Raw genomic sequence first — 26,889 nt, 5'->3', positions numbered from 1 at the left:
CAGTTAACTCAACTGTGACTGACACACTGCATTCGCGAGCAAGCCCGCTCCCACATTTTGATTGTATTGCCAATTCTAGAACGGGGCCGAGCACTCGAAGCGCAACCGCTCGCCGCTTTGCGGGTGCGTGAAGCTGAGCATGCTTGCGTGCAGACACAACCGCGGCCAGGCGGCCAGGGCCTGTTCATGGGCGTAAAGGCCGTCACCGAGCAGCGGGTGGCCGATCGACAGCATGTGCACGCGCAGCTGGTGCGAGCGTCCGGTGATCGGCGTCAGTTCCACACGGCACCAGTCGCCGCAGCGCTCCAGCACCTTCCAGAACGTCAGCGCATGCTTGCCGAACTCGTGGTCCACGACATGCCGGGGTTTGGTCGGCGGGTCGTAGCGCAAGGGCAGGTCGATGTTGCCGCTGTCCAGCTCAGGCTGGCCCCAAGCCAATGCGGTGTAGGCTTTTTCGGTTTCGCGGTCGTGAAACTGACGAGACAATTCGCGGTGGGTGTCGGCGTCCCGAGCCAGCAGGATGATCCCGGAGGTTTCCCAATCCAGGCGATGGACAATGCGGGCTTCGGGGTAGCCGTTTTCCTGCAGGCGGGTGATCAGACAGTCCTTGTTGTCATCGGCCCGGCCGGGCACGGAGAGCAACAGGGTCGGCTTGTTCACCACCAGGACGGCGTCGTCCTGATGCAGGATGTGAATATTGGACAGCGGCATCAAACAGCCTCGTAACAAACGCCAACGGCGACTCGCCCACCCCGTTCCCCAACAGGGATCAAGGTGACCGAGCCGCCGTGGCGACCGCCCTTTCGATCAACGATCGGGCAGGGTGATATTGAGTTCCAGAATCGAGCAGCTGCCGTCATTTTCCAGGGCGACATGCACGTCATCGTTGCCGATATTGACGTACTTGCGGATCACCTCGACCAGTTCCTTCTGCAAGGCTGGCAGGTAGTCCGGTGTACTGCGTTGGCCGCGTTCGTGCGCCACGATGATCTGTAGACGCTCTTTCGCGACCGACGCGGTCGTTGGCTTCTTGTTGGCGCGAAAGAAGTCGAGAAATTTCATTGTTTAGTTGCCTCCAAAGATACGCTCGAAGAATCCCTTCTTCTTGACATCGAGGAAGCGATGTTCCACGGATTTGCCCAGCAGGCGATCGACGGCATCGCTGTACGCCTGGCCGGCGTCGCTCTGGTCGTCGAGAATCACCGGGACACCCTGGTTGGAAGCCTTCAGCACGGCCTGGGATTCCGGGATCACGCCCAGCAAAGTCACTGCGAGGATTTCCTTCACGTCTTCAACACCGAGCATTTCGCCATTGCTGACGCGCTCAGGGTTGTAGCGGGTGAGCAGCAAATGCTCCCTGATCGGGTCTTCGCCTTTTTCGGCACGCTGCGACTTGCTGGCCAACAGGCCCAGCATGCGGTCCGAGTCACGTACGGAAGACACTTCGGGGTTGGTTACCACGATAGCTTCGTCGGCAAAGTACATCGCCAGGTGAGCACCGGTTTCGATACCCGCCGGGGAGTCGCATACCACGTATTCGAAGGTTTCTTTCAACTCGGCCAGGACTTTGCCTACGCCTTCTTTGGTCAGCGCATCTTTGTCACGGGTCTGGCTGGCGGCCAGTACGTACAGGTTTTCAAGGCGCTTGTCCTTGATCAGGGCCTGTTGCAGGTTGGCTTCGCCGTTGACGACGTTGACGAAGTCGTACACCACGCGGCGTTCGCAGCCCATGATCAGGTCAAGGTTACGCAGGCCGACGTCGAAGTCGACGATAACTGTTTTATGGCCGCGCAGAGCGAGGCCGGTACCGATAGCGGCGCTGGTGGTGGTCTTACCCACACCACCCTTGCCGGATGTAACCACGAGAATCTTGGCCAAGGTGTTTCACCCCTAAGGAAAAAGGACTTTTCAGCCCCTGAAAAACATCTCTTGAAACTCGCCGCAGGCGGACAGCCTTTGTAGGAAAAAACCGTTGTTTCCGCAGGGGAAGCGCCAGTCTTAACTTATTCCTACGCAAATCTTGCCGGTTTCGCTGTGCTATCAGAGTCTAGAGATGCTTGGAAAATGCGGCAGTATCCGTTAAAGCCGGATGATGTTCAACACGTCGCCCGACAGGCTGACCTGCACCCCGGCCCCCCACAGCGGATCACGGCGCAAATCTTCTGAAACCTTGTACTGGCCTGCGATGGAAACTAGCTCAGCGGTCAACTGCTGGCAAAAAATACGGGCCTTGGTATCACCCTTGATGCCGGCGAGGGCACGTCCGCGCATTGGGCCGTATACATGGATGTTGCCATCGGCCAGAAGTTCCGCCCCCGGGCTGACCGAGGCGACCACTACCAGGTCGCCGCCCTGGGCGTAAATCTGCTGCCCACCGCGTACGGGTGAGGTGATGATCTTAGTAGGCTTGATCGTCGGCTCAGGTGGTTTTTCCGGTTTTTTCTTCACTTCGCCTTCGGTTGGGTCAAGCGGACGCTCGCGGGCACCGGACGGCGGCAGTACTGGCAGTTCAATGGCGATGGCTGCGGCAATGTCTTCGATACGGCTGGCACGAATGGCCAGGGTCCGCAAACCATGGGAGCGGCACACGCGCATCAGCCCGGGCAGGTCGATGGCACCCTGGCCGGCCGGCAGTTTGTCGAGGGCCAGTACCAATGGGGCATTATTGAAAAAGTTCGGTGCCAGGGCGACCTTGGCGGCCAGTTGGCGGTCCAGGGCGTCGAGGTCGTTGCGGGCGAGTTCCAGTACGGTGATGGCGAGCATGCTGCCTTTCAGCTGGAACACGGGATCTTGGTCTAGCGGTTCGGTTTGGCTCATGGTCGGCAAAAGCGGCTTGTCACGAAAAGTGTCGAGACTTATAACGAGAACATCCGCGGGCCGCAAGCCGGGTCGAACCGTTGTAGAATGCGCGGCCCATGTCTTTACCGGAATCTGTAATGGATCGCCCGCGTTTTCGAGCTGCATTTTTTCACCCGCGTTTTTGGCTGTTATGGCTGGGACTCGGCCTGCTATGGCTGATCACTCAGTTGCCGTATCGGGCGTTGTTGACCATTGGTCGTTTACTCGGCGCCGGCATGTATCGCGTGGCCGGCGATCGTCGCCGTATTGCCGAGCGCAATCTGGAACTGTGCTTCCCGGAAAAGTCCGCCAAGGAACGCCAGCAACTGCTCAAGGAAAACTTTGCGTCCACCGGTATCGCCTTCTTTGAAATGGCCATGAGCTGGTGGTGGCCCAAGTCGCGCCTGGCACGGCTGGCCCATGTCGAAGGGTTGCAGCATCTCAAGCAGGCGCAACTGGAAGGCAAGGGCGTGATCCTGATGGCCCTGCACTTTACTACCCTGGAAATCGGCGCCGCTCTGCTCGGGCAGAAGCACACCATTGATGGCATGTACCGCGAGCACGGGAACCCGCTGTTCGATTTTATCCAGCGGCGGGGGCGCGAGCGGCACAATCTCGATTCCTTGGCCGTCGAGCGTGACGACGTGCGCGGCATGCTCAAGTTGCTGCGCGCCGGCCGCGCGATCTGGTACGCACCGGATCAGGACTACGGCGCCAAGCAGAGCATCTTCGTGCCGCTGTTCGGCATCCAGGCCGCCACCGTCACCGCCACCAGCAAATTCGCGCGCCTGGGCAAGGCACTGGTGGTGCCGTTCACCCAGGAGCGCCTGGCCGATGGCAGTGGCTATCGCCTGGTGATCCACCCCCCGTTGACGGACTTCCCCGGCGAAACCGATGAAATCGACTGCCTGCGCATCAACCAGTGGGTCGAAGCCTCGGTACGCGAATGCCCCGAGCAGTACCTGTGGACGCATCGCCGTTTCAAGAGCCGGCCGCCGGGTGAACCCAAGCTCTACGAAAAACGCCGTCGGTAAACCCTGACTTCCCCCCCATGGAGTGACGCAATGCGCCCAGCTGAACCGGTCACAGGCTTGATTCTTTCCGGCGGCGGGGCGCGAGCGGCGTATCAGGTGGGGGTGTTGGCGGCGATTGCCGAGCTGTTGCCGCCGGGAGCGCCGAACCCTTTTCCGGTGATTGTCGGCACCTCCGCCGGGGCGATCAACGCGGTGAGCCTGGCCAGCGGCGCTACGGACTTTACCGCCGCGATCCAACGCCTTACCGCCTTCTGGCAGGGTTTTCGCAGCCATCTGGTGTTGCGCAGCGACTGGCCGGGAGTGATCCGCCAGGCCAGTCGCTTTTTCATTCACAGCCTGCTGGGCCTGGGAGCGCAGGTGCCGGTGGCGCTGCTCAACAGCACGCCACTGCGCGAGCTGCTTAACGACAAACTGCACCTGCACGGTATTGACGAGGCCATCCGCAAACAGCATTTGCATGCCGTGGCGGTGACGGCTTTCGGCTACGAGTCCGGGCAGGCGACGACGTTCTACCAGGGCGGTCGTACCATCGACGCCTGGTTGCGCCATCGGCGTATCGGTGTGCCCGCTCGGTTGACGGTGGAGCACCTGTTGGCCAGTTCGGCGATCCCCTTGCTGTTCGCGCCGGTCAAGCTCGACGAAGAATATTTCGGTGATGGCGCAGTGCGCCAGTCGGCGCCGATCAGTCCGGCCTTGCACCTGGGCGCGAGCCGGGTGCTGGTGGTGGGCGTGAGCGGCAACCCACGCGGCAATGAGCCTGCCACGCAACGCACCTACACCGGCCAACAGCCGACGCTGGCGCAGATTGGGGGGCACATGCTCAACAGCACCTTCATCGACAGCCTGGAGAGTGATATCGAGCTGCTGGAGCGCTTGAACCAATTCAGCCAGGTCGCCCCCGGAGTGGCGCCGGTGGAAGTGTTGGTGATTGCACCTAGCCAGCCGATCGATGAAATCGCGGCGCGGCATCGCCAGGAATTGCCGGCGGCGTTGCGCCTGTTCCTGCGTGGGCCGGGGGCGACCAGGACGAGCGGGGCGGGGGTGTTGAGTTACTTGCTGTTCGAGGCGGGTTATTGCAGCGAGTTGATCGAGCTGGGGCGGCGCGATGCGTTGGCCAAGCGCGCGGAAATCACTCGGTTCCTCGGCCTGATACAAGGTTAAGTGTGGGAGGGGGCAATCCCCTCCCACAGGGGTGTGCAGTGCTCAATCAGAAGTGATACTTGACCAGCAGGCTCGCCGTGTCCTGGTTGGTCTTGAATGCGCCGCTGTCTTCAACCCCGTACTTGTTCTTCCAGTAGTCGTATTCGATACCGACATACAGCTGTTTTTCACCCCAGTGCAGCGCCTTGCCCAAGTCATATTTGATCTGTGGGTTGAAGTGCAGGTTGGCGTGGTAGGTGCCACGGGAGGTCTTGTCGTTATCCACCACCCAATCCATGAAACCATCGATCAGCACATTCGAGTCGCCAACCGGGATGGTGTAAGACCAGACCGGTGTGATCTGCCAGATGTTGTCGCCCGGGCGATTGCCTTCGGTCTGGCGCTGGTAGAAGTTCAACTGGAAGTAGTCGAAACCCGGGATGTTCAGGTCAAAGCCCGGGCCGAACAGGTATGACTCGTTATCGCCTTCGCCGAACTCATACGTGAAAGCCAGCAATACATCTTTGATCGGGCCGAAAGACAGGTCCTTGTCGAAGATCTTGCCGAATGACAGCCGTGGGCTGAACTCGCCGTAATAAGTGTCCGGGCCGACGTTGCCGTCTTCCTTGCCGTTGTAAAAGATACGGTCGACGAACAGGAAGTTATCGCCGTACTTCCAGGCATCGGCATGTTCGAACGTGACGGTTTGCTGGATCTGCGGGTTGATGGTGAAGTTCTTGCCCCACAGGTAGGTCAGGCTGTTGTTCTGCCACTGCAACAAATCGCCGGCTACGGCTTGGCCGCCGGCCAGCAGGGAACCTGCCAGCATCAGGCCTTTCAACATAGGTTTCATTCGGTGCTCCCGAGTCAAAGTTTTAGGTTTTTTGTTCTACGCAGGCGCTCTGGTGTGGCGCCTTTGGTTCGCTGCAAAAAATCGTCTGTTTGGTCAGCTTTAATGCTTTTAGCAAGAGCTGCGCCAAGCTGTTAAAAAAACCAATAAAACGCCTTCGGCTGCAGTTGATGCAGTCGAGTCCAGTGGTTTTCAGTGCACGTTGGCCGCAGACATTAGGCCCGGATAAGTTGGCCTTGCAGTCAGCTTTTACATTCGCTGTTTTTTTTTGAGTCGATTCGAGCGGGCGCGGAGAATACTGGCTCTCTGGCCTTGGCTCAAGTGCGCCGTAACAGAGCGCGTGGGGCGAGAATGGGGCGCGGCTTGTGGCCGGCCCCAGGTGAATGGCGTGCATGGGAGCTTCCCTGTTCGTTATTGTTTTTATTGTTAACGAAGGAATCAGTGGGTAGGGGCGACAGTGGGTCGTTCGGCCCCCCCGAGGATGTTGAACAGTATGTTCAGCGACAATGCGCTGAGAGTGGCCATGGCAATCCCACTGTGGGTAATCGGGCTCATCCACAGCGGCAGCTGGGCGAAGAACTCCGGGCGCACCACCGGGATCAGGCCCATGCCGATGCTCACCGCCACCAGCAGTTGGTTGCGACGATCGGCGATGTCGGTTTCCTGCAGGATCTTGATGCCGGTCGCCGCCACCATCCCGAACATTGCAATCGCTGCACCGCCCAACACTGCCGGTGGAATCGATGCCACCAGAAAGGCCGCTTTGGGCAGCAGGCTCAGCACCAGCAGAAAGACCCCGGCCATGATCGTCACCGAGCGGCAGCGCACGCCGGTCATCTGTACCAGGCCGATGTTCTGGGCGAAGGAGGAGTGCGTGAAGGTGTTGAAGAAACCGGCGAAGAATGATGCGCCGGCATCACACAGCAAACCACGGCGCAGCATTTTCGGCGTGACTTCCTGGCCGGTGATCTTGCCCAGGGCGAGGAACATCCCGGTGGACTCGACGAAGATGATCACCACCACCAGGCACATCGACAGGATCGGCGCCAATTCGAACTTGGGCATGCCGAAATGCAGCGGCGTCACCACTTGCACCCACGGTGCCAGCGCCAGGCCGCTGAGGTCGACCATGCCGAGCATGCCGCACAAGCCATAACCGAGCGCCATGCCGATCAGCACTGAGATGTTCACCCAGAAACCGCGCATGAAGCGGTTGATCAGCAGGATGGTGGCCAGTACCAGCGCGGCAATCGCCAGGTAAATCGGCGAGCCGAACGTGGCGGCGGCGCTGCCGCCACCGGCCCAGTTCACGGCCACCGGAAACAACGACAGGCCGATGGCGGTAATGACCGTACCGGTCACCAGCGGCGGGAAAAAGCGCACCACCTTGGACATGAACGGTGCGATCAGCATGCCGAAGAACCCAGCGGCAATGGTTGCACCGAAGATCCCTTGCAAGCCGATCCCAGGCATGCCGGCCATGGCGACCATGCTGCCGACCGCCGCGAAACTGGCGCCCATCATCACCGGCATACGAATGCCCACCGGGCCGATGCCGAACGACTGCACCAGGGTGGCGATGCCAGCCACCAGCAGGTCGGCGTTGATCAGGAAGGCGATTTCTTCACGGCTGAGGCCCGCGGCCTGGCCAATGATCAGGGGCACGGCGACGGCGCCGCCGTACATGAGCAAGACGTGTTGCAGGCCGACCAGCAGCAGTTGCAAGAGGGGCAGGCGCACCATCGCGGGCGCGGCAGGGGGCTGCGTTTCTAACTGGGACATGCAACACCTCGAATCTTTTTATTGTTGTGTTGTTTGGAGCGCAATCTGTGGGAGGGGGCTTGCCCCCTCCCACATTGGAACTGTGTGAACCAATCAGTTGGTGCGGGCCCCCTGGTTGATCCAGGTGCCAATCAGATCCCGCTCCTGCTGGGTCATCTGGGTGATGTTGCCCAGCGGCATGATCTGGCTCGCCACGGCCTGCGCTTGAATGCGCGCCGCCTGCTGTTGGATCTGCGCCGGGGTATCGAACATCACGCCGGCCGGGGCCGTGCTGAACAGGGGGCTGGTGGGCTTGGCCGAATGGCACACGGCGCAGCGTTCCTGGATCACCCCGTGTACCTTGTCGAAATCAATCGTGGCCTGGGCGGGCGCAGCCGCCGGTTCAGCCGCAGGTGCCGCTGGCGCAGCAGGTTTCAGGCCGCCACCCAACGCCGTTTCCGGCAACGGCTGGTACTCGATGGCGGCGGGGGCCTTGGCCACGTCCGGGGTGGTGGCCAGCGGTTTCGGGCCGGTCACGTAGGCCAGGCAAATCATCGCCAGCGCACCGACCGGTAAGGTCCACGCGTACTTCTGGCTGTTGTGCCGGGTGTTGAAGTAGTGCCGTACCAACACCGCCGCCACTGCGATACCGGCCAGGATCAGCCAGTTGTATTGGCTGCCGTAGGTGCTCGGGAAGTGGTTGCTGATCATGATGAACAGCACCGGCAAGGTGAAGTAGTTGTTGTGTCGTGAACGCAGCAGCCCCTTGGCCGGCAAGGCCGGGTCAGGCGTGCGGTTTTGCGCGATGGCCGCCACCAATGCGCGCTGGGCGGGCATGATGATGCGGAACACGTTACCGACCATGATGGTGCCGATCACGGCGCCCACGTGCAGGTAGGCGCCGCGGCCGCTGAACACCTTGCTGAAACCGTACGCGGCGGCAATCAACAGCACGAACAGGATCAAGCCGAGCAAGGCAGGGCGCTTGCCCAGGGCCGAGTCGCAGAGGAAGGAGTAGACGAACCAGCCGACGAACAGCGAACCGATGCCCAGCAGTACACCTTCCGGGCCGCTGAGGCTGCTGCCGGGGGCGAGCAGGTACAAGGTAGGGTTGGAATAGAACACCACGCACAGCAGCGCAATGCCCGACATCCAGGTGAAATAGGCTTCCCATTTGAACCAGTGCAGGTTGTCCGGCATGGTCGGCGGGGCCAGTTTGTATTTTTCCAGGTGGTAGATACCGCCTCCGTGGATCGCCCACAAGTCACCGGCCAGGCCGTCCTTGGGGTTGACGCGGTTGAGGTTGTTTTCCAGCCAGACGAAATAGAAGGATGCGCCGATCCAGGCGACGCCGGTGATCATGTGAACCCATCGCACGCTCAGGTTCAGCCATTCCAACAGATGTGCTTCCACAGTCTTTACCTCTCGCCTGTCACCCTTGTTGTCGGGTGATCAGACCTTCTCTTATTGGTGGGGGGCGAGGATCAAACGCTCATCCTCTTTGAAAAAATGCTCATCGCAGTTATTGCCTGTGCCACTGCGATCAACCACCAGGAAGTCATCCCGCTTTTCGATCGTCAGCACCGGGTGGTGCCAGACGCCGCGATGGTAATTGATGCCCTGCCTGCCGTTGGTGACGAAGGCGCGGACCAAGCCTGATACAGGTGCATCGCCAAGTGGCGCGACCACGATCAGAAAGGGGTTGCCGAGCAGCGGAATGAAAGCCTGGCTGCCCAGCGGGTGTCTCTCCAGCATGCACACGGTCAGCGGCATCGGCAGCGCGTCGGCGCGGAAGATGCTGATGATCGCGTTGTCTTCTGGCGTGGCGGTTTCTACCGTCGCCAGCTTGTGAAAGCGCATGGTCGACCCGTTGTTGATCATGAAGTGATCGCTGCCATCGGTTTCGATAACGTCTCCGAAAGGGGCGAAGGCTTCTTTGGTCAGGGGTTCGATCATCAGTGTGCGCATGGCTGTCTTCTTAATCTTGTCTATTGATCGTTCCCACGCTCTGCGTGGGAACGTTGCCCTGGACGCTCCGCGTCCGCTCAGGCGTTACTTGGCGACTTTGCCGAGGACACGCAGGCGACTCACACCGCCATCCGGGAACACGTTCAGGCGGATGTGGGTAATCGGCCCGAGTGCCTTGATCTGTTCGGCGAAGGTGTGTTCGGCATGCATTTCCAGCTTCTGCGCCGGCAGCAGTTCGCGCCAGAACAGCGACTGGGTTTCGATCTGGCTGTCGGTGCCGCCTTTCACGAATGCGCCTTGGATCGAGCAGGTGTCCGGGTAGTTGCCCTTGAAGTGCAGGGTGTCGACGATGATCTTCTCGATCTCGCCCGGATGGCCCAAGGCGACGATCACCCAGTCATTGCCCGGTGTACGACGACGCGCGGTTTCCCAGCCGTCGCCCATGTTGATGCCACGGCCCGGGTTCAGAATGTTGCTCATGCGGCCGAAGTGTTCATCGGAGCAGGCCAGGGCGCGACCGCCGTTCAGTGCTGCAGCCAGGTCGACCTGTTCGTTGTCACCCACCGACGACCAGTCGCGGAACGGCACACCGTACACACGCAGACGGGCCACGCCGCCGTCCGGGTAGATGTTGAAGCGCAGGTGGCTGAACGCCTGGTCGTTGTTGATTTCATGGTAGTGGTGGCTGTTGCCTTGCAGCTCGACGGCTGACAGCACTTCCACCCACTGGGTGTTTTCGTCAGGGTCGCCCGAGGCCAGGAAGCAAGCTTCCAGGGACGCCGACGGCGGGTAGTTGCCGGTGAAGAATGAAGTGTCGATGTCCACGCCCTTGATCGAGCCCGGTACGCCCAGGCGGATCACGGCACTGTCGTAGCCTTCGAAGCGCTTGCGGCGTGATTCCCAGCCGTCCATCCACTTGCCGTTGTCATCGAAAACGCCCTCCTTCCACACGGCCGGGGTCGGCTGGAACAGGCGGTTGGCGTCGGCGAACCAGTCATCGGTCACCGAGAGGATCTTGGTGCCCAGGCGGGCATCGGCCAGGTTGACGAACTTTTCGAAAGGTACGGGTTGCGCTTTCATTCTTCTTGTCTGCCTTGGATTGAGTGGCTGGGGATGGTCGTTTAGAGGGTCAGTAATCGGAACAACGCGATCTTGTTGATCTCGGCCAGGGCGCATTTGAACTCGGTGTCCACCGGGTTGTGAATGCGCGTTTCGAACGCGGCCAGGATCTGGTGCCGGTTGCTGCCTTTTACCGCCATGATGAAGGGAAACTTGAACTTGGCCTTATAGGCTTCGTTCAGCTCGGTGAAGCGAGAAAACTCTTCGGCCGTGCACTGGTGAATCCCCGCGCCGGCCTGTTCATCAGTGCTGGCTGCGGTCAGTTGGCCCTGGACGGCGGCTTTGCCGGCCAGGTCCGGGTGAGCGTTGATCAGGGCCAGCTGGCTGGCGTGATCGGCGCTCAACAGGATATCGCTCATGCGTTGGTGCAGGGTCTCGATCTGGTCGATCGACGCATCCTGGCCCAGGTCGAAGGCCTTTTCGGCCACCCATGGCGAATGTTCGTAGATGTCGGCGAAGGCGTTGACGAATTCGTCGCGGCCCAGGGTCGAAGGTTTCAGGCTCTGGAATGCAGTCATTTCGCCGCTCCCGCATAGGGATGGGTCGCTTGCCAGTGACGCGCAATGTCCACCCGGCGAGTGAACCAGACGTGCTCGTGACCCTTGACGTATTCAATGAACCGCTTCAACGAAGCCAGGCGCGCAGGACGGCCGATCAGGCGGCAATGCAGGCCGATCGAAAGCATCTTCGGGGCCTCGGCGCCTTCGGCGTAAAGCACGTCGAACGCATCTTTGAGGTACTCGAAAAAGTCATCGCCCTTGTTGAACCCCTGCACCTGGGTAAAGCGCATGTCGTTGGTGTCCAGGGTGTAGGGGATCACCAGGTGCGGCTTGCCGGTGGGGTTGTTGGGTTCCCAGTAGGGCAGGTCATCGTCGTAGGTGTCGCTGTCGTAGAGGAAACCGCCTTCCTCCATCACCAGCCGCCGCGTGTTGGGGCCGGTGCGCCCGGTGTACCAGCCCAGTGGGCGCTCGCCGGTCAATTCGGTAAGGATGCGGATAGCTTCGAGCATGTGCTCGCGTTCCTGGGCCTCATCCATGTACTGGTAGTCGATCCAGCGATAGCCATGGCTGCAGATCTCATGGCCGGCGTCGACCATGGCGCGGATCACATCCGGATGGCGTTGGGCTGCCATGGCTACGGCGAAGATGGTCAGCGGAATATCGAATGCCTTGAACAGCTTGAGAATGCGCCACACACCGGCCCGGCTGCCGTATTCGTACAGCGACTCCATGCTCATGTTGCGTGCGCCCTGCAGCGGCTGGGCCGAGACCATTTCCGAGAGGAAGGCTTCGGACTCTTTGTCACCATGCAAGATATTGCGCTCACCACCTTCTTCGTAGTTGAGTACGAAAGACAGCGCAATGCGCGCCTTGCCCGGCCAATGGGGGTGAGGAGGGTTACTGCCGTAACCGATCAGGTCGCGTGGGTAGTCAGCGCTCACTGCAGTCTTCCTTCTTGTTCGTCGTGTTGGCGATGAGTGATTGTATACAACTTATCAGCCACTTTGTAAGCCCGCATTTCTGCATTTTTTCTGCGGGACGCTGTGTGAATGGTGTAGCAAGAAACTTGCCTGGTTGGTCAGCTAATGGACAAAAGGTCGTTTAAAAGCAAGGATTACGTATGAATCGCCTGTTTGAGTACCAGGCGCGGACTGATGCAAAGGTTTGTGATTTTTATTGTGTACAATTTTTTTAAAAAGTGTCTTAATCAGCCATCACCGGCTTTTTCGCTGCCCTGAAAAAGTGCGGCTCACTCTTTAACTGACCACGGGAGGCGCGCCGACGCCATGGGACGTTTGACTACACACGTTTTGGATGCCGCACACGGCTGCCCCGGCAGCGCGATCAAGATAGAGCTGTATCGCGTCGAAGGCGCGCAGCTTGAACGCGTCGCCACCGCACACACCAACAGCGATGGCCGCTGCGATGCGCCCCTGCTGCAAGGCGATGCCTACCGCAGCGGCGTGTACCAACTGCAATTCAGCGCCGGTGACTACTACCGCGCCCGTGGCGTGCAACTGCCGGAGCCGGCTTTCCTGGATGTGGTGGTGTTGCGCTTCGGGATCAACGCCGAACAGGAGCATTACCATGTGCCGCTACTGATTTCGCCTTACAGCTACTCCACCTATCGCGGTAGCTAGCGTCACCTCGCTTCACACCCCCAAAGCTCTTCGTTGGTTTTCGCCCGCCCACACTGCGGGCTTTTTTATGGGGCATGGGCTCAATTATCTAGCGCCCTTGGGCCGACGGCGTTGCCTAGGCTGGGTGCTTTCCTCATTGAGAAGAAAGCACCATGGGTCCGCTCCTCGACACCGATGATTCAGCAGTGGCCGCCGAAGCCGCACGCCAGGGCATCCGCGATCAATTGCGCTGGCGAATCAACACCCATCCACACCCCAGCCGCCTGATCAATCAGATCGCCCTTGCCGACCTGCGGTGCAGCGAATCGGCCCAAGCGCTGGTTCATCTGCTCGGTCGTTCACCCAAAGTGCTGAATGTGCTGCGAGCCGAGCTGCGCAAAGCGTTCGAGATGGATCCGGACAGCCTGATTTTTACCGAACCGAAGCCACCCCGGGCAGCGCAGAAGGTCGATACCTTGACCGATCGGGCCTTGTTCTCGCTGGTGCAGTCGTCGGTGGCGATCAACGTCAACGCGTTTACCGCGTTGAGCATCAAGGGCCGCCCGCGCCGGCGCTTGCCCTACACCCCATTGCAAGCCTTGCAACGGCTGTGTGCGATGGGGCTGCTCGAGGTCTTGGCCGGCGCGCAAAAAGCCTACTGGGACACGCTGGTGCAGGGTTCCTGGCTGACGCGGCGGGAACGTTGGGCTGCGTTGCACACACAGCTCTTCGCCGATCGCGCCTTCATCGCGCGCCAACTCGACGAGTTATCGAGCGCGGGAATGCTGATGGTCCAGGCGGTCATCGACGCCCCGAGCGCCGAAGCCCGGCAGCGTGCCGGCGGTAGCTGGGCCAGTGTGCAAGTGGGTCGGTTGCTGTGGCCCGGCTCACCTGCGCTGGCGATTCCCGGTGCCTTGCATCTATACCGTGAAGGCGAGCCCGTTGATGCGCCCCATGTCCTCTACCTGCCGGGTGGAGGGCGCAATTTTCATGAATACCCCAGCTTCGACGTCCTTCAATGCGGCTTGCTGGAGTTGGGTCGCGAGCGCTTTCACGAACTGTGGCAGTGTTTACCTCTGGATCAGCGCAATGGCGCCTGCCCGCCGGCGGACTTGTCCCCGACAACCCGCTTCGTGCGTGGCCACGCAGTGACCGGCGACGCCCTGGCGCAAGGGGCCGAGGCGTTATTGAGTGGGCAATGGGCCAATGAGTTGGCCTGTGCGATGCAGGTCAATCTCGCGCAGGTGTTTTCAACCGCTCGGCCTCGGCCCCAACCGCTGCAGGCCGGGGCTTTTCTTGCCTATGTGGAAGGCGCGCGCAAACAACAGGTCGGCGGCGCTCGGCTGGGTCTGCTGCGTGATCAATTACTGCGCTGGGACCGCCAACGCCGGCAGGCAGAAATTGTGTTTGCCAGCACGGCGCCCACGTTGGCGATGCTGTCGGTGGAGCGGCAGGTCAAACGCTACGAAAAAGGCCTGGTTACGCTGTTGGCTGCGGATGATCCCAGTGCACAGACACCAGCCTATCAGGCGTTGCTGTCGCTGATGAGCCAGCGCGAAGTCCATGCACAAGTGTTGAAAGCGTTGATGCAGGATGCACAGCAACGTGCACTTGACCTGGTTTTTTGGGCCGAGCGGCCCGGCGGGGCAGGCACGCCCAGGCGTGTTTCGTTGTTCCTGAATGCTCAAGCCGAGGCGCTGCGCTCTGAGGTTGAGCTGCAGCACCGGCTCAAGTTGCTGGGTAGCGCGCATCGGGCGCTGATGATTGAAGTCATAGACCAGCCTCTGGCCTCCCGACGTCCGGGCAGTCAGACCCGGGTGATGTCCATCGCCATCGGCAACGAGCCTGATGCCTATTACCCCCTGCACAACGTCTGGGTCATCACGACCGCCGCCGCCGTGAGGGTCCCGACCCGCCAGCGACCTGTGGTGTTGTACGCGTTCGGTGCAACTGGTGGCCTGCTTGCATTTTCCGGGCTGGATGCCTTGACTCAGAGCCTCAAGGTGAGTTTGAGCAGCCGTGACGATTCGGTGCTATGGGGTTGCGTGGAGCACGATAAGCGCCGCGACCTGCGCGCCCACGCTGCGCGTGAAAGCCTGAACGTGCGTTACCTCGACATCCCCGGCAAGCCTGCCCTCACCGGCCTCAAGAAACTGCTTGGGACCTACGACCGTTTGCACAGCAGCACTGAGGACATCGCGCGTATTTTCAGTGAAGTGACGGATGCCGGGTTGAGCCGCTCGCTGTTGATGTTCGAGCTGCAAGGCCAATTGATGGTCCCGGCGAACAGCGCGCTGAACCAGGCGCATACCCATGTTGAACTGATGCGCAAGGTCGCGTCTGAGTCGAAGAAAATACCGGCCTGGTTGGCCGCTGCATCCCGTGCCCAGCGCAAGCATTTCAGGCGCTTGTGGCGTTTGCAGTTGAGCAGCGCCTTCGCCTTCGCCCGTCACCTGCAAGACTGCCTGCCTGACCTCGGCTCGTTTGCCCGCCGTGCGCTGACGGACCGCCTGCGCCAGGATGGCATGCCGGCGCAGCTGGATATCGAGCAACCGTTGATTGATCTGCCCGATGATGTGCAGGACAGCTTTTGCGGGTGGGAAAGCCGCTGCTCAGTCGGGGACCGCAAACCCATATTGACCGCTACCCTTGAGCGCACGACGTTCAGCCTGCTGCAATTGGCGCTGCATAACCTGGACCCGTTGGCGCCCTGGACACACTGGCGATTCAACCGCGCCCGCTATCTGCAACCCCAGTGGCAAGAACGCCTGAATGCCGCCTACCTGATCCCCATGGTGGCTTCACTGGATATCGGTGGCGAGTACGACAGGTTGATCCAATCAGTGTTTTATCCGCCTGCCGGTGCTGCCCCCACAGCGACTGAGGGGCGTATTCCCGCGTTATTGAATCGCACGTTGCAAGCGGGTGCTGCACAGCATCTCTACTCGGCGGCTCAGCAGGGGCTGACGGCGAGTGCGCAGGCGTTGTTGCGCAGCGCCATGGCGACGCGAACGCTCCAGCCTGCGCTGCAATTGCATGTGGTGCACCTGGTGGGGCACACCATGCAGCATGATCGCTACATCGCAGGGCTGGTGGTGGTGCAAGACCTGCTCACTGATCAGTGTGTGGTCTATTGGCCCGAAGCTCCGCAAGGGTGGGTACTCACTGAGTACGGCAGCCTGGAACAGGCCCGAGCGCAGCTGAATCGAGTCGGCGCACTGCCTGGTAACGTCAGGCTGCTGGCGCGGCAGGTCGCACCCGGCTGGGCGTTTGAGGCGCTCACTCATCATCCGGCTCGGGCCGCTACGCCTGCTGGGGTGTTCGATATCCCCTATCCCTTGCCGGGCGTTTCCATGGTCAAGGGGATCCTGCGGGGGATCGAGTTCATTCGCTCATTCAACATCAAGCACCTGGAGCCCACGGCGCAACTGAGTGAGATAGAAAGCATCATCCATGAACAGATCGCCAGTGATCCGCAGGACTGGCTGGCGATTGTCGCCACCTCCCACAGCGATGCCCAGGCCTTGCTGTATCAAGCCAACGTGCTCGAGCTGCAGCGCCAGGCTCAGGCATCCAGCCGTTCCGGCAAAGAGCTGGAACAGTACCGAGCGCAGCGGCTGGGTGAGCAGGGCCAGACTCGCATTCGCCGGATCGTCGCGTTTCTCTCGCAGTTTTTCTTTCCCTTGTTCGGCGTGCTCAATGATGTTTATGAGCTGCTGCTTGCGGCGCGCCACTACCATCGCTTTGGCGATGCGCACGATGCTGTCGATGTGGGCTTCATGAGCAGTTTTTTGATCGTCGACCTGCTAGTGAATGTCATGCCCGGCCCGAAGCCGGCAGGGCAGGGCACATCGCGTGTCGCTCGCCCCATCGCAAGGGCTGCGTTGGGGCGTATTCATCGCCTGCGCATGTCCGCGCAGGGTGGCTCAACCCGGCTTGCGCCGCCCCCCGTGATGCAGCTCAAAGCCTTGGAACATTTCAAAATCAAGGGCGTGCCTAAAGGGGCCGTGGCGTTGAAGGGGCCGGATCGGTTCGGCATCCATGTGAAGGACGGCGCGTCATTTGTGGCTGACGACACGCACCATTATCCGGTCTACCGACGCGGCAACGAGCCGGCGTTTCGCTTGAAGAACCCCCGGGTCGCCGGCCAGAATGAATTGATCTTGAACAGTCCTCGACAGAGCGAGCGGTTACTCGGCGCAGACGCCCCCCAACCGGTGGCCGGGACGAGTTCAGGCGTGCTCAACCCCTGGCGTGCGCCCGCGTCAGCACCGCCTGACTGGTGGCCACCGGTTTTACGCACCGCGACGGAGGACGCCATCCTGCAGTCATCCAACCCGGCGACCCATTGGCTGGATTGGCGCATGCAGATTCCGGTTACCGAGCAATTGAGTTCCCCGGCGCCCGGGGTGTTTCATGTACCTCTGGCCAGCCCAGGCATTTCCTACAACGCCCTGCGAGTGGCGCCCGCGAATACCAGCCTGGTGGATCCTTTGAGCGGTTATTACCGGCTGCTTCCCCAAGGCGATCAGGCACCGTTGAACCGCATCGTGTTTATTACAAGGGATGAACCGCTGGTGTCCTTGGCCAGTGCCGACATCGAGCGTTGGACCCGCACGGCGCCGAGTGAGCAGCCTCTTCCGGCCTCACGCACTTCAGCCCAGGGGTGGCAGCTTCATCTGCCGCTGTTCGATAAGCCGCTGACGCAGTACGTGGGGGAGGCGTTTCCCACCCTGACCCGTAAAAGCCAAGACTTCACGGTTGCAAGAATGATTGAGTTGTCAGGCCCACGGCGCCCTGCAACGGCCACTCACCTGCTCAATATCCGTGCGACCTTGGACAAGTGGTTGCCTGCTGCCCCTGCAAGGCCCGGTCAGACGGATGATTTGCTGAGAATGTTGCGGCCCACCGAAAGGCGCGGGGTGTCTCTGTTTGTCGGTTACAACGACAAGACCCCGGGCTTTACTCGTATCGATTTTCGCGTGACTGGGTTAGACCCCGCATTACGGCCCGCCCGCAGTAAGCTTTCACTCGAACGAAACAATGCGCAGCTTCCGGCAGTCCGGCGCGTGCTGCAACAGCAGGGTTTCGATGTAGAGGAGATGAGCGTCAGGCATGGCAGAAAGCCCACGAGTGAATTGGTCGCCACCCATCCTCTTTCAAACAAGCTGTACTACATCGCCATTCATTGGGTTGAGCGTGCGTCCATCATATTGCGTGGCGGGCTGACGGATGATTGGTTCAATAAAGCCATCAACCGTCATCCGAGCTCGATGATATTCGCGCGAGTCAAGCGTGCTCTGGAAGAGGGGCGCCTGGTGCGGATCGTGGCGGGCATTCAATGGCCTGTTTCAGGCAAGATCCCACCCAGCGTTTATTTCGTCAAAGTGGCCCCGTCGCCTTGACCAACGACACCATCCCGGCGCCGCCGAACAGCCCGGCGCTGACGCGGTTGAACCAGCTCTGGCCTTTGCCGCTGCGCAAGTAACGCGCAGCGCCATGGGCACTGAGCCCGTAGGCCAGTTTGCACAGCAGGTCGAGCAGGGTCCAGGTGGCGATCATGATCAGCAGTTGCGGCAGGAACGGCTGCTGGCTGCTGAGAAATTGCGGCAGGAAGGCGGCGAAGAACAGGATGTCCTTGGGGTTGCTGGCGCCGAGCACAAACGCTCGGCCAAACAGCGCACGAAAGCGCGGCGTCGCTACCGCCTGCGGCACCACGGCCGCCTGGCTTGGCTGGCGAGATTGCTGCCAGCTCTGCCAGGCGAGGTAGAACAGGTAGGCCGCGCCGAGGATCTTCAAAGCGCTGAACAACTGCTCCGATGCCAGCAACAGGGCGCCCAGGCCCAGGGCCGAGGCACTTAACAGGCAGATCGAGGCAAACACCCCACCGAGAAACGCTGGATACGAACGGCGCAGGCCGTAGTTGAGACTGTTGCTGATCATCAACAACGACAGTGGCCCCGGGATCAGGATCACCACCAACGCTGCGCCGCTGAACAGTAGCCAGGTTTCAATCGTCATTTCATTCCTCCAGTTGTCAGCGACAAGCTGCAAGCGGCAAGTTGAAAGCTTGTCGCTTGCCGCTGAAAACTTGCCGCTATTTCATAGAAATACAAATTTGGCGATAAAGATCGCGCACAGCACCCACAGGCTCACGGAAATTTCGCGGTACTTGCCGGTGCCTGCCTTGAGCGCCACATAGGTGATGAAGCCCAGGGCGATACCGTCGGCGACCGAAAAAGTCAGGGGCATCATGATCGCGGTGACAATCGCTGGGATGCTGTCGGTGGCTTCATCCCAATGGATATGCGCCATGCTCGCCATCATCAGCATGGCCACGTAGATCAGCGCCCCGGCCGTGGCGTAGGCCGGAATCATCCCGGCCAGCGGCGCAAAAAACATCGCCGCCACAAACAGCACGCCTACGGTAACGGCCGTCAACCCCGTACGGCCGCCGGCGGCGACACCGGCAGCGCTTTCCACGTAGCTCGTCACTGGCGGCACGCCGACCATGGCACCGAACACGCTGGAAGCACTGTCGGCCTTCAGCGCGCGGGACAGGTTATCGATCTTGCCGTCGGCATTGACCAGCCCGGCGCGCTGCGCGACGCCCATCAGTGTACCTGCGGTGTCGAACATGTGTACAAAAAGAAAAGCGAATACCACGCTGATCATGCTGATATTGAATACACCCTTCACATCCATGGCCATCCAGGTCGGTGCCAGGCTCGGCGGCGTGGAGAGAATGCCGTTGTAGTGCACCAGGCCCAGGCCCCAACCGGCGAGGGTCACGGCGATGATACTGATCAGGATCGCACCGAACACGCGGTGGTAGCTGAGGATGGCAATCAACAGGAAACACACGGCCGCCAGCAGCGGTGCCGGTTCGTGCAGCGAGCCGAGCTTGATCAGCGTGGCCGGGCTGTCGACGATGATGCCGGCGGTTTTCAAGCCAATCACCCCGAGGAACAGGCCCACGCCCGCGCCCATGGCATGGCGCAGGCTGACCGGGATGCTGTTGAGCAGCCATTCGCGCACGCGGGACAATGTCAGGCCCATGAACAGCACGCCGGAAATAAACACGGCACCCAACGCGGTTTCCCAGTGGTAGCCCATGGTGCCGACCACGGTGTAGGTGAAAAACGCATTCAAGCCCATGCCCGGCGCCAGGCCCACGGGCCAGTTGGCGTACAGGCCCATCAACAGGCAGCCCAACGCGGCGGCGATGCAGGTGGCGACGAATGCCGCACCGTGATCGATACCGGCGTCGGCCATGATGTTGGGGTTGACGAAAATGATGTACGCCATGGTGATGAAGGTGGTGAGGCCGGCGATCAGTTCGGTCTTCACTGTGGTGCCATGCAAGCTGAGTTTGAACAGGCGTTCCAGCCAACTGTTGCCAGGCGGGGCGATTTCCAGCGTAGGGGCTTCGGATTTGCGGCTATCCACAGCGAGTACTCCTCAAGAGTTTTATTGTTATTTCCCGCGCCGGTCACGAATGTGGGCAACAGCGCTTTGAGGTACTGGCGGGTTTTGTTGACCAATAGGTCAGGAACTCGCACGCAGAGGATTATGCTTTTGTATACAAATAAAGCAAATAATGTTTTCGATCAGCTGCACAAAAGATGATGAAAGGCTAATTCGCCGCACTCAGCGCCTGATTCACCGCCAGCCAGCCCGTCACAGCGGCTTCCCCGGCTTCGTTGAAGGCGCGTTGCAACAACTTCACTTGCTCACGGCGCAATGACTGCTCGAAACGCTGGCCTTCTTCGGTCAGTTCCAGCAGGCGTTTGCGCTTGTCGGTCTCGGACGCAACGCTATTGACCAGGTGCATTTCCTGCAATTGGCGCAGGGGCATGTTCAGCGCCTGTTTGCTCACGCCGAGCAATTCCAGCAGTTGCTTCACGCTGATTGCCGGGTAGCGCGCGATAAAAAACACGATGCGCTGATGCACACGGCTCAGGCCACGACGTCCGAGCATCTCGTCGGCCTTGGCGGTAAAGGCCTGGTAGCCGAAGAAGAACGCTTCCATGGCCGCTTGCTGGGCGGTGGGGTTTTTAAGGTCAAGCATGTTGACGTATCCGTGCAAGTCGTCGTAATTTCGGTCAACCAGTTTGACGTATTTCCCACAGGCTTCGCTAGCGGTGACCTTATGGCCTTCTCTGAACGTGTTACGCGCCTCAAAAGCTCCTTGATCCGTGAAATCCTCGCGGCGGCCCAGCGCCCGGAGGTGATGTCCTTCGCCGGTGGCCTGCCTGCCGAAGCGATGTTGCCCGCGTTGAATTGGGACGATATGCCGCTGAACATGGGCCAATACGGCATGAGCGAAGGCGAGCCTGCGCTGCGCGAATTGCTGGCGGCCGAGGCCCGTGCGTTGGGTGTGGCGTGCCAGGCCAGCCAAGTGCTGGTCGTCAGCGGGTCCCAGCAAACCCTGGACCTGGCGGCCAAGCTGTATATCGACAAGGGCACGCCGATCATGCTGGAAGGCCCGACCTACCTGGCCGCGCTGCAGATCTTCCAACTGTTCGGCGCCGACTGCCTCACCGTGCCACTGGAAGCCGACGGCCCCAACCTGGCGCAATTGCGCACCAGCCTTGAACGCCATCAACCGGCGTTCATCTACCTGATTCCGACCTTTCAAAACCCGTCGGCCGTGCGTTACAGCGAGGCCAAGCGCGAAGCCGTAGCCGCCTTGCTCGATGAGTTCGGCGTGACCCTGATCGAAGACGAGCCCTACCGCGAATTGACCTTTGATGGCGGCAGCGCACAGCCCATCGTCGGGCGCCTGAAAAAAGCCAGCTGGATCTACACCGGCACGGTTTCCAAGACACTGTTGCCCGGCCTGCGCGTGGGTTATCTGATCGCCAGCCCGGATTTGTTCCCACACCTGCTCAAGCTCAAGCAGTCCGCTGACCTGCATACCAATCGCGTCGGCCAGTGGCAGGCGATGCAATGGATCGGCACTGAAAAATACCAGCAGCACCTGGTGCAATTGCGCAGTTTTTACCGTGAGCGCCGCGACGCATTCCAGGCCGCGTTGGTGCGTCATTTCAACGAACTGGCCGACTGGCAAGTGCCCCAGGGCGGATTATTCTTCTGGCTGACCTTGAAACAACCCCTCGATACCCGCACCTTGTTGGCGCAAGCATTGGCGCAGGGCGTCGCGTTCATGCCCGGTGAACCGTTCTTTTCCGAGCCGGATCAGCATCCGGGCTCGTTGCGACTCAATTTCAGCCATATTGACCCTGCCCGCCTGGACGAAGGTCTCAAGCGCCTGGCCGCGGTGGTCCGTCAAGCACAGCACGCGCAAGCGGCATAAGGGGAGCCCCATGTACAAAGTTTATGGCGATTACAAGTCGGGCAACTGCTACAAGATCAAGTTGATGCTCAACCTACTGGGCATTGCGTACCAATGGGTCGATGTCGATATCCTCAACGGCGACACCCAGACCGCCGAATTCCTGGCCAAGAACCCGAATGGCAAGATTCCGGTATTGGAACTGGAAGACGGCACCTGCCTGTGGGAATCCAATGCGATCCTCAACTTCCTGGCCGATGGCAGCGAGTTCCTGCCCTCCGAACCGCGCCTGCGCACCCAGGTGCTGCAATGGCAGTTCTTCGAGCAGTACAGCCATGAGCCGTACATTGCCGTGGCGCGGTTTATCCAGTTTTACCTGGGCCTGCCGCAAGAGCGCCTGGAGGAATACCAGAAGCTGCACAAGGGCGGCTACAAGGCGCTCAGAGTCATGGAGCGTCAACTGCAACTCACGCCGTATCTGGTGGGAGAGCAGTTCTCGATTGCCGACGTAGCCTTGTATGCCTACACCCATGTGGCCCATGAAGGTGGTTTTGACCTGGGCGCTTATCCGGGGGTGCAGGCCTGGTTGGCTCGCGTTGCCAGCCATCCCAGGCATGTGCCGATGCTGGGCTGAGGTGCGCGATTGCGGCGTGCGGGCAGTGACTCACCAGCATCGCGTTGCCGGGCGTGGCGCTAGGGAGCGAGTTGTTCGCCCAGCAGGTCAAAACAGCGTTGCGCAGCCGGGCTCAAGCCCAGGCCGCTACGTCTGATCAAGCCGATCTCCCGGCTCACCCCGGGATGATCGATACGGATACGGCTCAGGCCTTCCAGGCTGTCCGCCGCCGACTCCGGCAGTACGCTGATCCCCAGCCCTTGGCGTACCAGTGCCAGCACTGTCGACATGTAGTTGGCTTCCATGCCGGCATTCATCGTCAAACGTGTTTGATCGAATAGCTCATCCACTTGCTCGCGCACGCTGCTGTCTCGGCCGGTCAGGATGATCGGCTGGTCCGCCAGTTGCTCCAGGGTCAGTTGGCGATGGCGGGTGAGGGGATGATCCACCGGCACGAAGGCACACAGGCGGTCATTGAGCACCGGTACGAAGTCCAGGCCATGGCTGAGCCTTGCGCGTACGCCAATCCCGAAGTCCACTTCACCTGCACGCACCTGCGCGTGAATGCGATGGGCCACCAAGTCCTGCAGGCGTACTTCAATCCCGGCAAAACGCTCGCGAAACAGCCGCAACGCCGGCGGCAGGGCACCGGCACACACCGAAGGCAGGGCGGCGATGGTGACCACGCCTCGGCGCAGGGCCGCCAGATCGCGCGAGCCGGTGACGATGTTGTCCAGGTCCAGCAGCAGTTTTTCCATGGGGCCGCGCGCGTCCCGGCCGGCGGCGGTGATGCTGACGTGGCGCGGGCTGCGGTCGAGCAGGGCGACGCCGAGCCAGTCCTCCAGTTGTTGCACCTGCACGGTCAGGGCCGAAGGTGACAGGTGCAGCTCGTTGGCCGCCTTGGTGAAACTGCCGGTGCGGGCCACGGCAAGGAAAGCCTGGATGTGTTGGATTGAATTCTTCATTGGGATTGCTTCGTTTTGTTTTTCCGAACGCTGGTCGGTGAATATTCCAATTTACAAAGACTAACCCGCTTCCAATACTCCAGGGAAAACAATAACCGGCCAACCAGGCCGCTCTGGAGTCCCCCATGCTCGCAACCCTGGGTGTCATTACCATCCTGTGCCTGCTCGCTGCCGTCATGAGCAAACGCCTCTCACCGCTGGTGGCCCTGATCGCCTTGCCGATCATCGCCGCGCTGCTCGGCGGGTTCGGCCTGCAAACCAGCGCCTTCATCATCACCGGTATCAAGAACGTCGCCCCAGTGGTGGGCATGTTTGTCTTTGCCATCCTGTTTTTCGGGATCATGACCGATGCCGGCATGCTCGACCCCATCATTGATCGCATCCTGCGTACGGTAGGGACGCGTCCTACGCGAATTGTTGTAGGCACCGCGACCCTGGCGCTGCTCGTGCATCTAGATGGCTCCGGCGCGGTGACCTTTCTGGTCACGGTGCCGGCGATGCTGCCGCTGTATACGCGGCTGGGCATCGACAAGCGCATCCTGGCCTGTGTATGTGCCATGGCGGCCGGGGTCAACTTCCTGCCGTGGACCGGGCCGGTACTGCGCTCGTCAGCCGCGCTGCATGTGCCGGTGGCGGACTTATTCCAGCCGCTGATTCCGGTGCAGGTCGTCGGCCTGGTATTTGTCTTCGCGTGTGCCTGGTGGCTGGGCCGGCGTGAGGAAAAACGCCTGGGCCTGGGCGCCGGCTCGACGGTGGATGCGGTGCCGCAGCGGGTGCTCAGTGACGCGGATATCCAACTGCGCCGCCCGCGGCTGTTCTGGGCCAACCTGATTCTCACCGTGCTGGTGATGGTGGTGATGATTGCCGGCTGGGTCGATCCGGTGGTGATGTTCATGCTCGGCACCGTGGTGGCGCTGTGCATCAACTACCCGAACGTGGACGCCCAGCGTGCGCGCATCGACGCCCACGCCAAGACCGCGCTGACCATGGCCAGTATCCTGCTCGCCGCCGGCGTGTTCACCGGCATCATGCAGGGCACCGGCATGCTCAAGGCGATGGCCGAGGTGGCGGTGGCGCAGATTCCTGCGGGCCACGGCAAGCTGATCCCGGCGGTGGTGGGTTTTATCTCCATGCCGTTGAGCCTGCTGTTTGACCCCGATTCCTACTATTTCGGCGTAATGCCGGTGATCGCCGAAGTCGGCAAGGCGCTGGGTGTCGACCCACTGCAAGTGGCCCAGGCTTCGTTGCTGGGGGTACACACCACCGGCTTCCCGGTCAGCCCGCTGACCCCGGCGACCTTCCTGCTGGTGGGCTTGTGCAAGATAGAACTGGCCGATCACCAGCGCTTTACCATCCCTTTTCTGTTTGCCGCGTCGGTGTTGATGACCCTGACCGCGTTGCTCCTGGGAGTGATTTGAGATGAAAACCTTGCGCATCGGTTCCGGCGCCGGCTATTCCGGTGACCGTATCGAACCTGCCGTGGAACTGGCCGAACAGGGTGACCTGGACTACCTGGTGTTCGAATGCCTGGCTGAACGCACCATTGCGCTGGCGCAGCAGGCACGCATCAGCGACCCGCAGGGCGGTTATGACCCGTTGTTGAGTGAGCGCATGCGCCGTGTGTTGCCATTTGTGGGGCGGCACGCGGGGCGTCGTCGCCTGCGGGTGATCACCAACATGGGCGCAGCCAACCCGGTCGCGGCGGCGATTGAAGTGCGGCGAATTGCCGATGAGTTGGGGTTGAACCTCAGGGTAGTGGCTGCAATCGGCGACGATGTCTTGGCGACCCTGCGGCCCGAACAACGGCTGGATAACGGCCAGACTCTGGGCTCCTTGGGCAAGCGGCTGATTTCGGCAAATGCCTACTTGGGGGTCGACGCTATTTTGCAGGCGCTGCACGCGGATGCCGACGTGGTGATTACCGGGCGCGTGGCGGACCCTTCGTTGTTTCTGGCGCCGCAGATGTTTGAGTTCGGCTGGGCGGCGGATGACTGGCAGCGCCTGGGGCGCGGCACGCTGGTGGGGCATTTGCTGGAGTGCGCGGGGCAGGTCAGTGGTGGGTATTTTGCCGACCCCGGTGTGAAGGATGTGGCAGACCTCGCCCGTCTGGGGTTTCCCTTGGCCGAGGTGGATGCCGAGGGGGAGGCGGTGATTACCAAAGTCTCAGGTTCCGGCGGGCGGGTCAGCCGCGCCACCTGTACCGAACAATTGATCTACGAAGTGCATGACCCGGCGGCGTACTTGACCCCGGACGTGACGGCGGACTTCTCTCGGGTGGCGTTCGTGGAGGAGGGGATTGATCGCGTTCGCGCCCAGGGTGCCGCTGGGCATGCACGGCCCGAGCAGTTGAAGGTCAGCGTCGGTTATCTGGACGGTTGGATTGGCGAGGGGCAGATGTCCTACGGCGGGCCGGGTGCGGTCGCACGGGCGCAGTTGGCGCGGGATATCGTGCTCAAGCGCCTTGAGTGGACGGGCGTGAAGATGCAGGACGTGCGCGCCGAACTGATCGGCATGGATTCACTGCACGGCCCGCGCAGCAGCGTCGAACCCTGGGAAGTCCGCCTGCGCGTCGCTGCCCGTTGCGAAGATCGCGACGAGGCGGTGCGGGTCGGCAATGAAGTGGAAACCCTCTACACCAACGGCCCGTCAGGCGGCGGCGGTGCGAGCAAGAGCGTACGCCAGGTGGTGGCGGTGGCATCGTTGATGGTGCCGCGTAGTGTGGCCAACCCGAGGATCCAGGCATGAAGTTGCATACCTTGGCCCATTCCCGAACCGGGGATAAAGGCGATACGTCGAATATCTCGATCATTGCCTACCGCGCCGAAGACTACCCATGGCTATGTGAACAGCTGACAGCCGAACGCGTGGCCGAGTATTTTGCCGGTCTGCGCGAGCCGGGTGCAGCGCCGGTACGCCGTTATGAATTGCCGAACGTACAGGCGCTGAACTTCGTGTTGCCCGGGATTCTGCGCGGTGGCGTCACCCGTTCGCTGGCGCTGGATGCGCATGGCAAGTGCCTGGGCTCGGCGTTATTGGATCTGGATTTGGCAACACGCTGACTGTGGGAGGGGGCAAGTAAGCGATAGAGCGGGCGATGGATAAATTGTGGGAGGGGGCTTGCTCCCGATAGCGGTGTGTCAGGTTCAGAAACCGTGACTGACACACCGCCATCGGGAGCAAGCCC

The 26,889-nt window shown here is 61.0% G+C and carries 25 protein-coding genes; 9 read left to right on the top strand and 16 right to left on the bottom strand.

Annotated elements, in window-relative coordinates; translation table 11 throughout:
• Positions 1-75: 75 nt before the first annotated feature.
• The 4 genes from C9383_RS00525 to minC form a co-directional block, all read right to left on the bottom strand.
• A complete protein-coding gene (locus tag C9383_RS00525) occupies positions 76-711 on the bottom strand; it encodes an RluA family pseudouridine synthase (protein ID WP_090369580.1) in 636 nt (211 codons plus the stop codon).
• A gap of 96 nt (positions 712-807) precedes the next feature.
• Positions 808-1,062, bottom strand: a complete 255-nt coding sequence (gene minE, locus C9383_RS00520) for a cell division topological specificity factor MinE (RefSeq protein ID WP_010208824.1) — start codon at positions 1,060-1,062, stop codon at positions 808-810.
• A gap of 3 nt (positions 1,063-1,065) precedes the next feature.
• The gene (minD, locus tag C9383_RS00515) at positions 1,066-1,878 is read right to left on the bottom strand and encodes a septum site-determining protein MinD (protein WP_060755981.1); all 813 of its coding nucleotides are present in this window, start codon (positions 1,876-1,878) and stop codon (positions 1,066-1,068) included.
• A gap of 201 nt (positions 1,879-2,079) precedes the next feature.
• Positions 2,080-2,817 carry a septum site-determining protein MinC gene (gene minC / locus C9383_RS00510; RefSeq protein ID WP_060755980.1) on the bottom strand — a complete coding sequence of 246 codons (738 nt, stop codon included), beginning with the start codon at positions 2,815-2,817 and terminating at the stop codon, positions 2,080-2,082.
• 119 nt (positions 2,818-2,936) lie between these two features.
• Between minC and C9383_RS00505 the strand changes: the two genes are divergently transcribed.
• The gene (locus C9383_RS00505; protein WP_090369582.1) at positions 2,937-3,872 is read left to right on the top strand and encodes a lipid A biosynthesis lauroyl acyltransferase; all 936 of its coding nucleotides are present in this window, start codon (positions 2,937-2,939) and stop codon (positions 3,870-3,872) included.
• Between the two features lie 30 nt (positions 3,873-3,902).
• The gene (locus tag C9383_RS00500; RefSeq protein WP_090369584.1) at positions 3,903-5,033 is read left to right on the top strand and encodes a patatin-like phospholipase family protein; all 1,131 of its coding nucleotides are present in this window, start codon (positions 3,903-3,905) and stop codon (positions 5,031-5,033) included.
• 46 nt (positions 5,034-5,079) lie between these two features.
• Here the strand turns inward: C9383_RS00500 and C9383_RS00495 are convergent, their stop codons facing one another.
• The 8 genes from C9383_RS00495 to puuE all read right to left on the bottom strand — a co-directional run bounded on the left by C9383_RS00495 (position 5,080) and on the right by puuE (position 12,151).
• Entirely contained in the window at positions 5,080-5,865 is a 786-nt protein-coding gene (locus tag C9383_RS00495) for an outer membrane protein OmpK (protein ID WP_090369585.1), read from the bottom strand.
• Between the two features lie 22 nt (positions 5,866-5,887).
• Positions 5,888-6,256 (bottom strand): hypothetical protein, encoded by a 369-nt coding sequence (locus C9383_RS27955; protein WP_143038197.1) that lies wholly within the window; start codon positions 6,254-6,256, stop codon positions 5,888-5,890.
• Between the two features lie 44 nt (positions 6,257-6,300).
• On the bottom strand, positions 6,301-7,644 hold the full coding sequence (locus C9383_RS00490; protein ID WP_090369587.1) for a nucleobase:cation symporter-2 family protein: 1,344 nt from the start codon (positions 7,642-7,644) through the stop codon (positions 6,301-6,303).
• Between the two features lie 93 nt (positions 7,645-7,737).
• Positions 7,738-9,036, bottom strand: a complete 1,299-nt coding sequence (locus C9383_RS00485; RefSeq protein ID WP_090369590.1) for a urate hydroxylase PuuD — start codon at positions 9,034-9,036, stop codon at positions 7,738-7,740.
• Positions 9,037-9,087: 51 nt separating this feature from the next.
• Positions 9,088-9,591 (bottom strand): ureidoglycolate lyase, encoded by a 504-nt coding sequence (locus C9383_RS00480; RefSeq protein WP_090369593.1) that lies wholly within the window; start codon positions 9,589-9,591, stop codon positions 9,088-9,090.
• 84 nt (positions 9,592-9,675) lie between these two features.
• Positions 9,676-10,671 (bottom strand): allantoicase, encoded by a 996-nt coding sequence (gene alc, locus C9383_RS00475; RefSeq protein WP_090369595.1) that lies wholly within the window; start codon positions 10,669-10,671, stop codon positions 9,676-9,678.
• A 41-nt stretch (positions 10,672-10,712) separates the two neighbouring features.
• A complete protein-coding gene (uraD, locus tag C9383_RS00470; RefSeq protein WP_060755972.1) occupies positions 10,713-11,228 on the bottom strand; it encodes a 2-oxo-4-hydroxy-4-carboxy-5-ureidoimidazoline decarboxylase in 516 nt (171 codons plus the stop codon).
• On the bottom strand, positions 11,225-12,151 hold the full coding sequence (gene puuE / locus C9383_RS00465; RefSeq protein WP_060755971.1) for an allantoinase PuuE: 927 nt from the start codon (positions 12,149-12,151) through the stop codon (positions 11,225-11,227). The genes uraD and puuE overlap by 4 nt, the downstream gene beginning before the upstream one ends.
• 345 nt (positions 12,152-12,496) lie before the next feature.
• Here puuE and uraH point away from each other — a divergent pair, with 345 nt between their 5' ends.
• Positions 12,497-12,850 (top strand): hydroxyisourate hydrolase, encoded by a 354-nt coding sequence (gene uraH / locus C9383_RS00460; RefSeq protein ID WP_060755970.1) that lies wholly within the window; start codon positions 12,497-12,499, stop codon positions 12,848-12,850.
• Positions 12,851-13,002: 152 nt separating this feature from the next.
• Positions 13,003-18,234, top strand: coding sequence for a dermonecrotic toxin domain-containing protein (locus tag C9383_RS00455; RefSeq protein WP_090369598.1), 5,232 nt, complete (start codon positions 13,003-13,005; stop codon positions 18,232-18,234).
• On the opposite strand, the gene C9383_RS00450 is transcribed toward C9383_RS00455, so the two are convergent.
• The 3 genes from C9383_RS00450 to C9383_RS00440 all read right to left on the bottom strand — a co-directional run bounded on the left by C9383_RS00450 (position 18,212) and on the right by C9383_RS00440 (position 20,900).
• Complete coding sequence (locus tag C9383_RS00450) at positions 18,212-18,850, bottom strand: LysE family translocator (RefSeq protein WP_090369600.1); 639 nt, start codon at positions 18,848-18,850, stop codon at positions 18,212-18,214. The genes C9383_RS00455 and C9383_RS00450 overlap by 23 nt on opposite strands.
• An 81-nt stretch (positions 18,851-18,931) precedes the next feature.
• Complete coding sequence (locus tag C9383_RS00445; protein WP_090369602.1) at positions 18,932-20,278, bottom strand: NCS2 family permease; 1,347 nt, start codon at positions 20,276-20,278, stop codon at positions 18,932-18,934.
• Positions 20,279-20,465: 187 nt separating this feature from the next.
• Entirely contained in the window at positions 20,466-20,900 is a 435-nt protein-coding gene (locus tag C9383_RS00440; protein ID WP_090369605.1) for a MarR family transcriptional regulator, read from the bottom strand.
• 81 nt (positions 20,901-20,981) lie between these two features.
• Between C9383_RS00440 and C9383_RS00435 the strand changes: the two genes are divergently transcribed.
• Together C9383_RS00435 and C9383_RS00430 are read left to right on the top strand one after the other, a co-directional pair.
• On the top strand, positions 20,982-22,148 hold the full coding sequence (locus C9383_RS00435; RefSeq protein ID WP_090369607.1) for an aminotransferase-like domain-containing protein: 1,167 nt from the start codon (positions 20,982-20,984) through the stop codon (positions 22,146-22,148).
• A 10-nt stretch (positions 22,149-22,158) separates the two neighbouring features.
• Positions 22,159-22,761: a glutathione S-transferase family protein gene (locus tag C9383_RS00430; protein ID WP_090369609.1), complete on the top strand. Its 603-nt coding sequence runs from the start codon at positions 22,159-22,161 to the stop codon at positions 22,759-22,761.
• 59 nt (positions 22,762-22,820) lie between these two features.
• On the opposite strand, the gene C9383_RS00425 is transcribed toward C9383_RS00430, so the two are convergent.
• Positions 22,821-23,705: a LysR family transcriptional regulator gene (locus C9383_RS00425; RefSeq protein ID WP_090369611.1), complete on the bottom strand. Its 885-nt coding sequence runs from the start codon at positions 23,703-23,705 to the stop codon at positions 22,821-22,823.
• Between the two features lie 125 nt (positions 23,706-23,830).
• Here C9383_RS00425 and C9383_RS00420 point away from each other — a divergent pair, with 125 nt between their 5' ends.
• Genes C9383_RS00420 through C9383_RS00410 form a run of 3 tightly spaced genes read left to right on the top strand, consistent with a single transcriptional unit; the run spans position 23,831 to position 26,764 of the window.
• The gene (locus C9383_RS00420; protein ID WP_060755962.1) at positions 23,831-25,123 is read left to right on the top strand and encodes a CitMHS family transporter; all 1,293 of its coding nucleotides are present in this window, start codon (positions 23,831-23,833) and stop codon (positions 25,121-25,123) included.
• Position 25,124: 1 nt separating this feature from the next.
• The gene (locus C9383_RS00415; protein ID WP_090369613.1) at positions 25,125-26,450 is read left to right on the top strand and encodes an acyclic terpene utilization AtuA family protein; all 1,326 of its coding nucleotides are present in this window, start codon (positions 25,125-25,127) and stop codon (positions 26,448-26,450) included.
• On the top strand, positions 26,447-26,764 hold the full coding sequence (locus C9383_RS00410; protein ID WP_060755960.1) for an AtuA-related protein: 318 nt from the start codon (positions 26,447-26,449) through the stop codon (positions 26,762-26,764). Before C9383_RS00415 ends, C9383_RS00410 begins: the two co-directional genes overlap by 4 nt.
• Positions 26,765-26,889 lie beyond the last annotated feature (125 nt).

Source organism: Pseudomonas palleroniana, from assembly GCF_003031675.1.
GTDB lineage: Bacteria > Pseudomonadota > Gammaproteobacteria > Pseudomonadales > Pseudomonadaceae > Aquipseudomonas > Aquipseudomonas palleroniana.
This window is presented reverse-complemented; position numbering and strand designations above follow the sequence as displayed.

What these genes read in the sequence shown, in the direction of transcription:
- C9383_RS00435 (WP_090369607.1), top strand. Translation starts at nt 20,982, where the DNA reads ATGGCCTTCTCTGAACGTGTTACGCGCCTCAAAAGCTCCTTGATCCGT.
- minE (WP_010208824.1), bottom strand. Translation starts at nt 1,062, where the DNA reads ATGAAATTTCTCGACTTCTTTCGCGCCAACAAGAAGCCAACGACCGCG.
- C9383_RS00440 (WP_090369605.1), bottom strand. Translation starts at nt 20,900, where the DNA reads ATGCTTGACCTTAAAAACCCCACCGCCCAGCAAGCGGCCATGGAAGCG.
- C9383_RS00505 (WP_090369582.1), top strand. Translation starts at nt 2,937, where the DNA reads ATGGATCGCCCGCGTTTTCGAGCTGCATTTTTTCACCCGCGTTTTTGG.
- uraH (WP_060755970.1), top strand. Translation starts at nt 12,497, where the DNA reads ATGGGACGTTTGACTACACACGTTTTGGATGCCGCACACGGCTGCCCC.
- C9383_RS00525 (WP_090369580.1), bottom strand. Translation starts at nt 711, where the DNA reads ATGCCGCTGTCCAATATTCACATCCTGCATCAGGACGACGCCGTCCTG.
- C9383_RS00495 (WP_090369585.1), bottom strand. Translation starts at nt 5,865, where the DNA reads ATGAAACCTATGTTGAAAGGCCTGATGCTGGCAGGTTCCCTGCTGGCC.
- uraD (WP_060755972.1), bottom strand. Translation starts at nt 11,228, where the DNA reads ATGACTGCATTCCAGAGCCTGAAACCTTCGACCCTGGGCCGCGACGAA.
- C9383_RS00490 (WP_090369587.1), bottom strand. Translation starts at nt 7,644, where the DNA reads ATGTCCCAGTTAGAAACGCAGCCCCCTGCCGCGCCCGCGATGGTGCGC.
- alc (WP_090369595.1), bottom strand. Translation starts at nt 10,671, where the DNA reads ATGAAAGCGCAACCCGTACCTTTCGAAAAGTTCGTCAACCTGGCCGAT.
- C9383_RS00500 (WP_090369584.1), top strand. Translation starts at nt 3,903, where the DNA reads ATGCGCCCAGCTGAACCGGTCACAGGCTTGATTCTTTCCGGCGGCGGG.
- C9383_RS00455 (WP_090369598.1), top strand. Translation starts at nt 13,003, where the DNA reads ATGGGTCCGCTCCTCGACACCGATGATTCAGCAGTGGCCGCCGAAGCC.
- C9383_RS00450 (WP_090369600.1), bottom strand. Translation starts at nt 18,850, where the DNA reads ATGACGATTGAAACCTGGCTACTGTTCAGCGGCGCAGCGTTGGTGGTG.
- C9383_RS00420 (WP_060755962.1), top strand. Translation starts at nt 23,831, where the DNA reads ATGCTCGCAACCCTGGGTGTCATTACCATCCTGTGCCTGCTCGCTGCC.
- C9383_RS00480 (WP_090369593.1), bottom strand. Translation starts at nt 9,591, where the DNA reads ATGCGCACACTGATGATCGAACCCCTGACCAAAGAAGCCTTCGCCCCT.
- C9383_RS00430 (WP_090369609.1), top strand. Translation starts at nt 22,159, where the DNA reads ATGTACAAAGTTTATGGCGATTACAAGTCGGGCAACTGCTACAAGATC.
- C9383_RS00425 (WP_090369611.1), bottom strand. Translation starts at nt 23,705, where the DNA reads ATGAAGAATTCAATCCAACACATCCAGGCTTTCCTTGCCGTGGCCCGC.
- C9383_RS00410 (WP_060755960.1), top strand. Translation starts at nt 26,447, where the DNA reads ATGAAGTTGCATACCTTGGCCCATTCCCGAACCGGGGATAAAGGCGAT.
- C9383_RS00415 (WP_090369613.1), top strand. Translation starts at nt 25,125, where the DNA reads ATGAAAACCTTGCGCATCGGTTCCGGCGCCGGCTATTCCGGTGACCGT.
- C9383_RS27955 (WP_143038197.1), bottom strand. Translation starts at nt 6,256, where the DNA reads ATGCACGCCATTCACCTGGGGCCGGCCACAAGCCGCGCCCCATTCTCG.
- minC (WP_060755980.1), bottom strand. Translation starts at nt 2,817, where the DNA reads ATGAGCCAAACCGAACCGCTAGACCAAGATCCCGTGTTCCAGCTGAAA.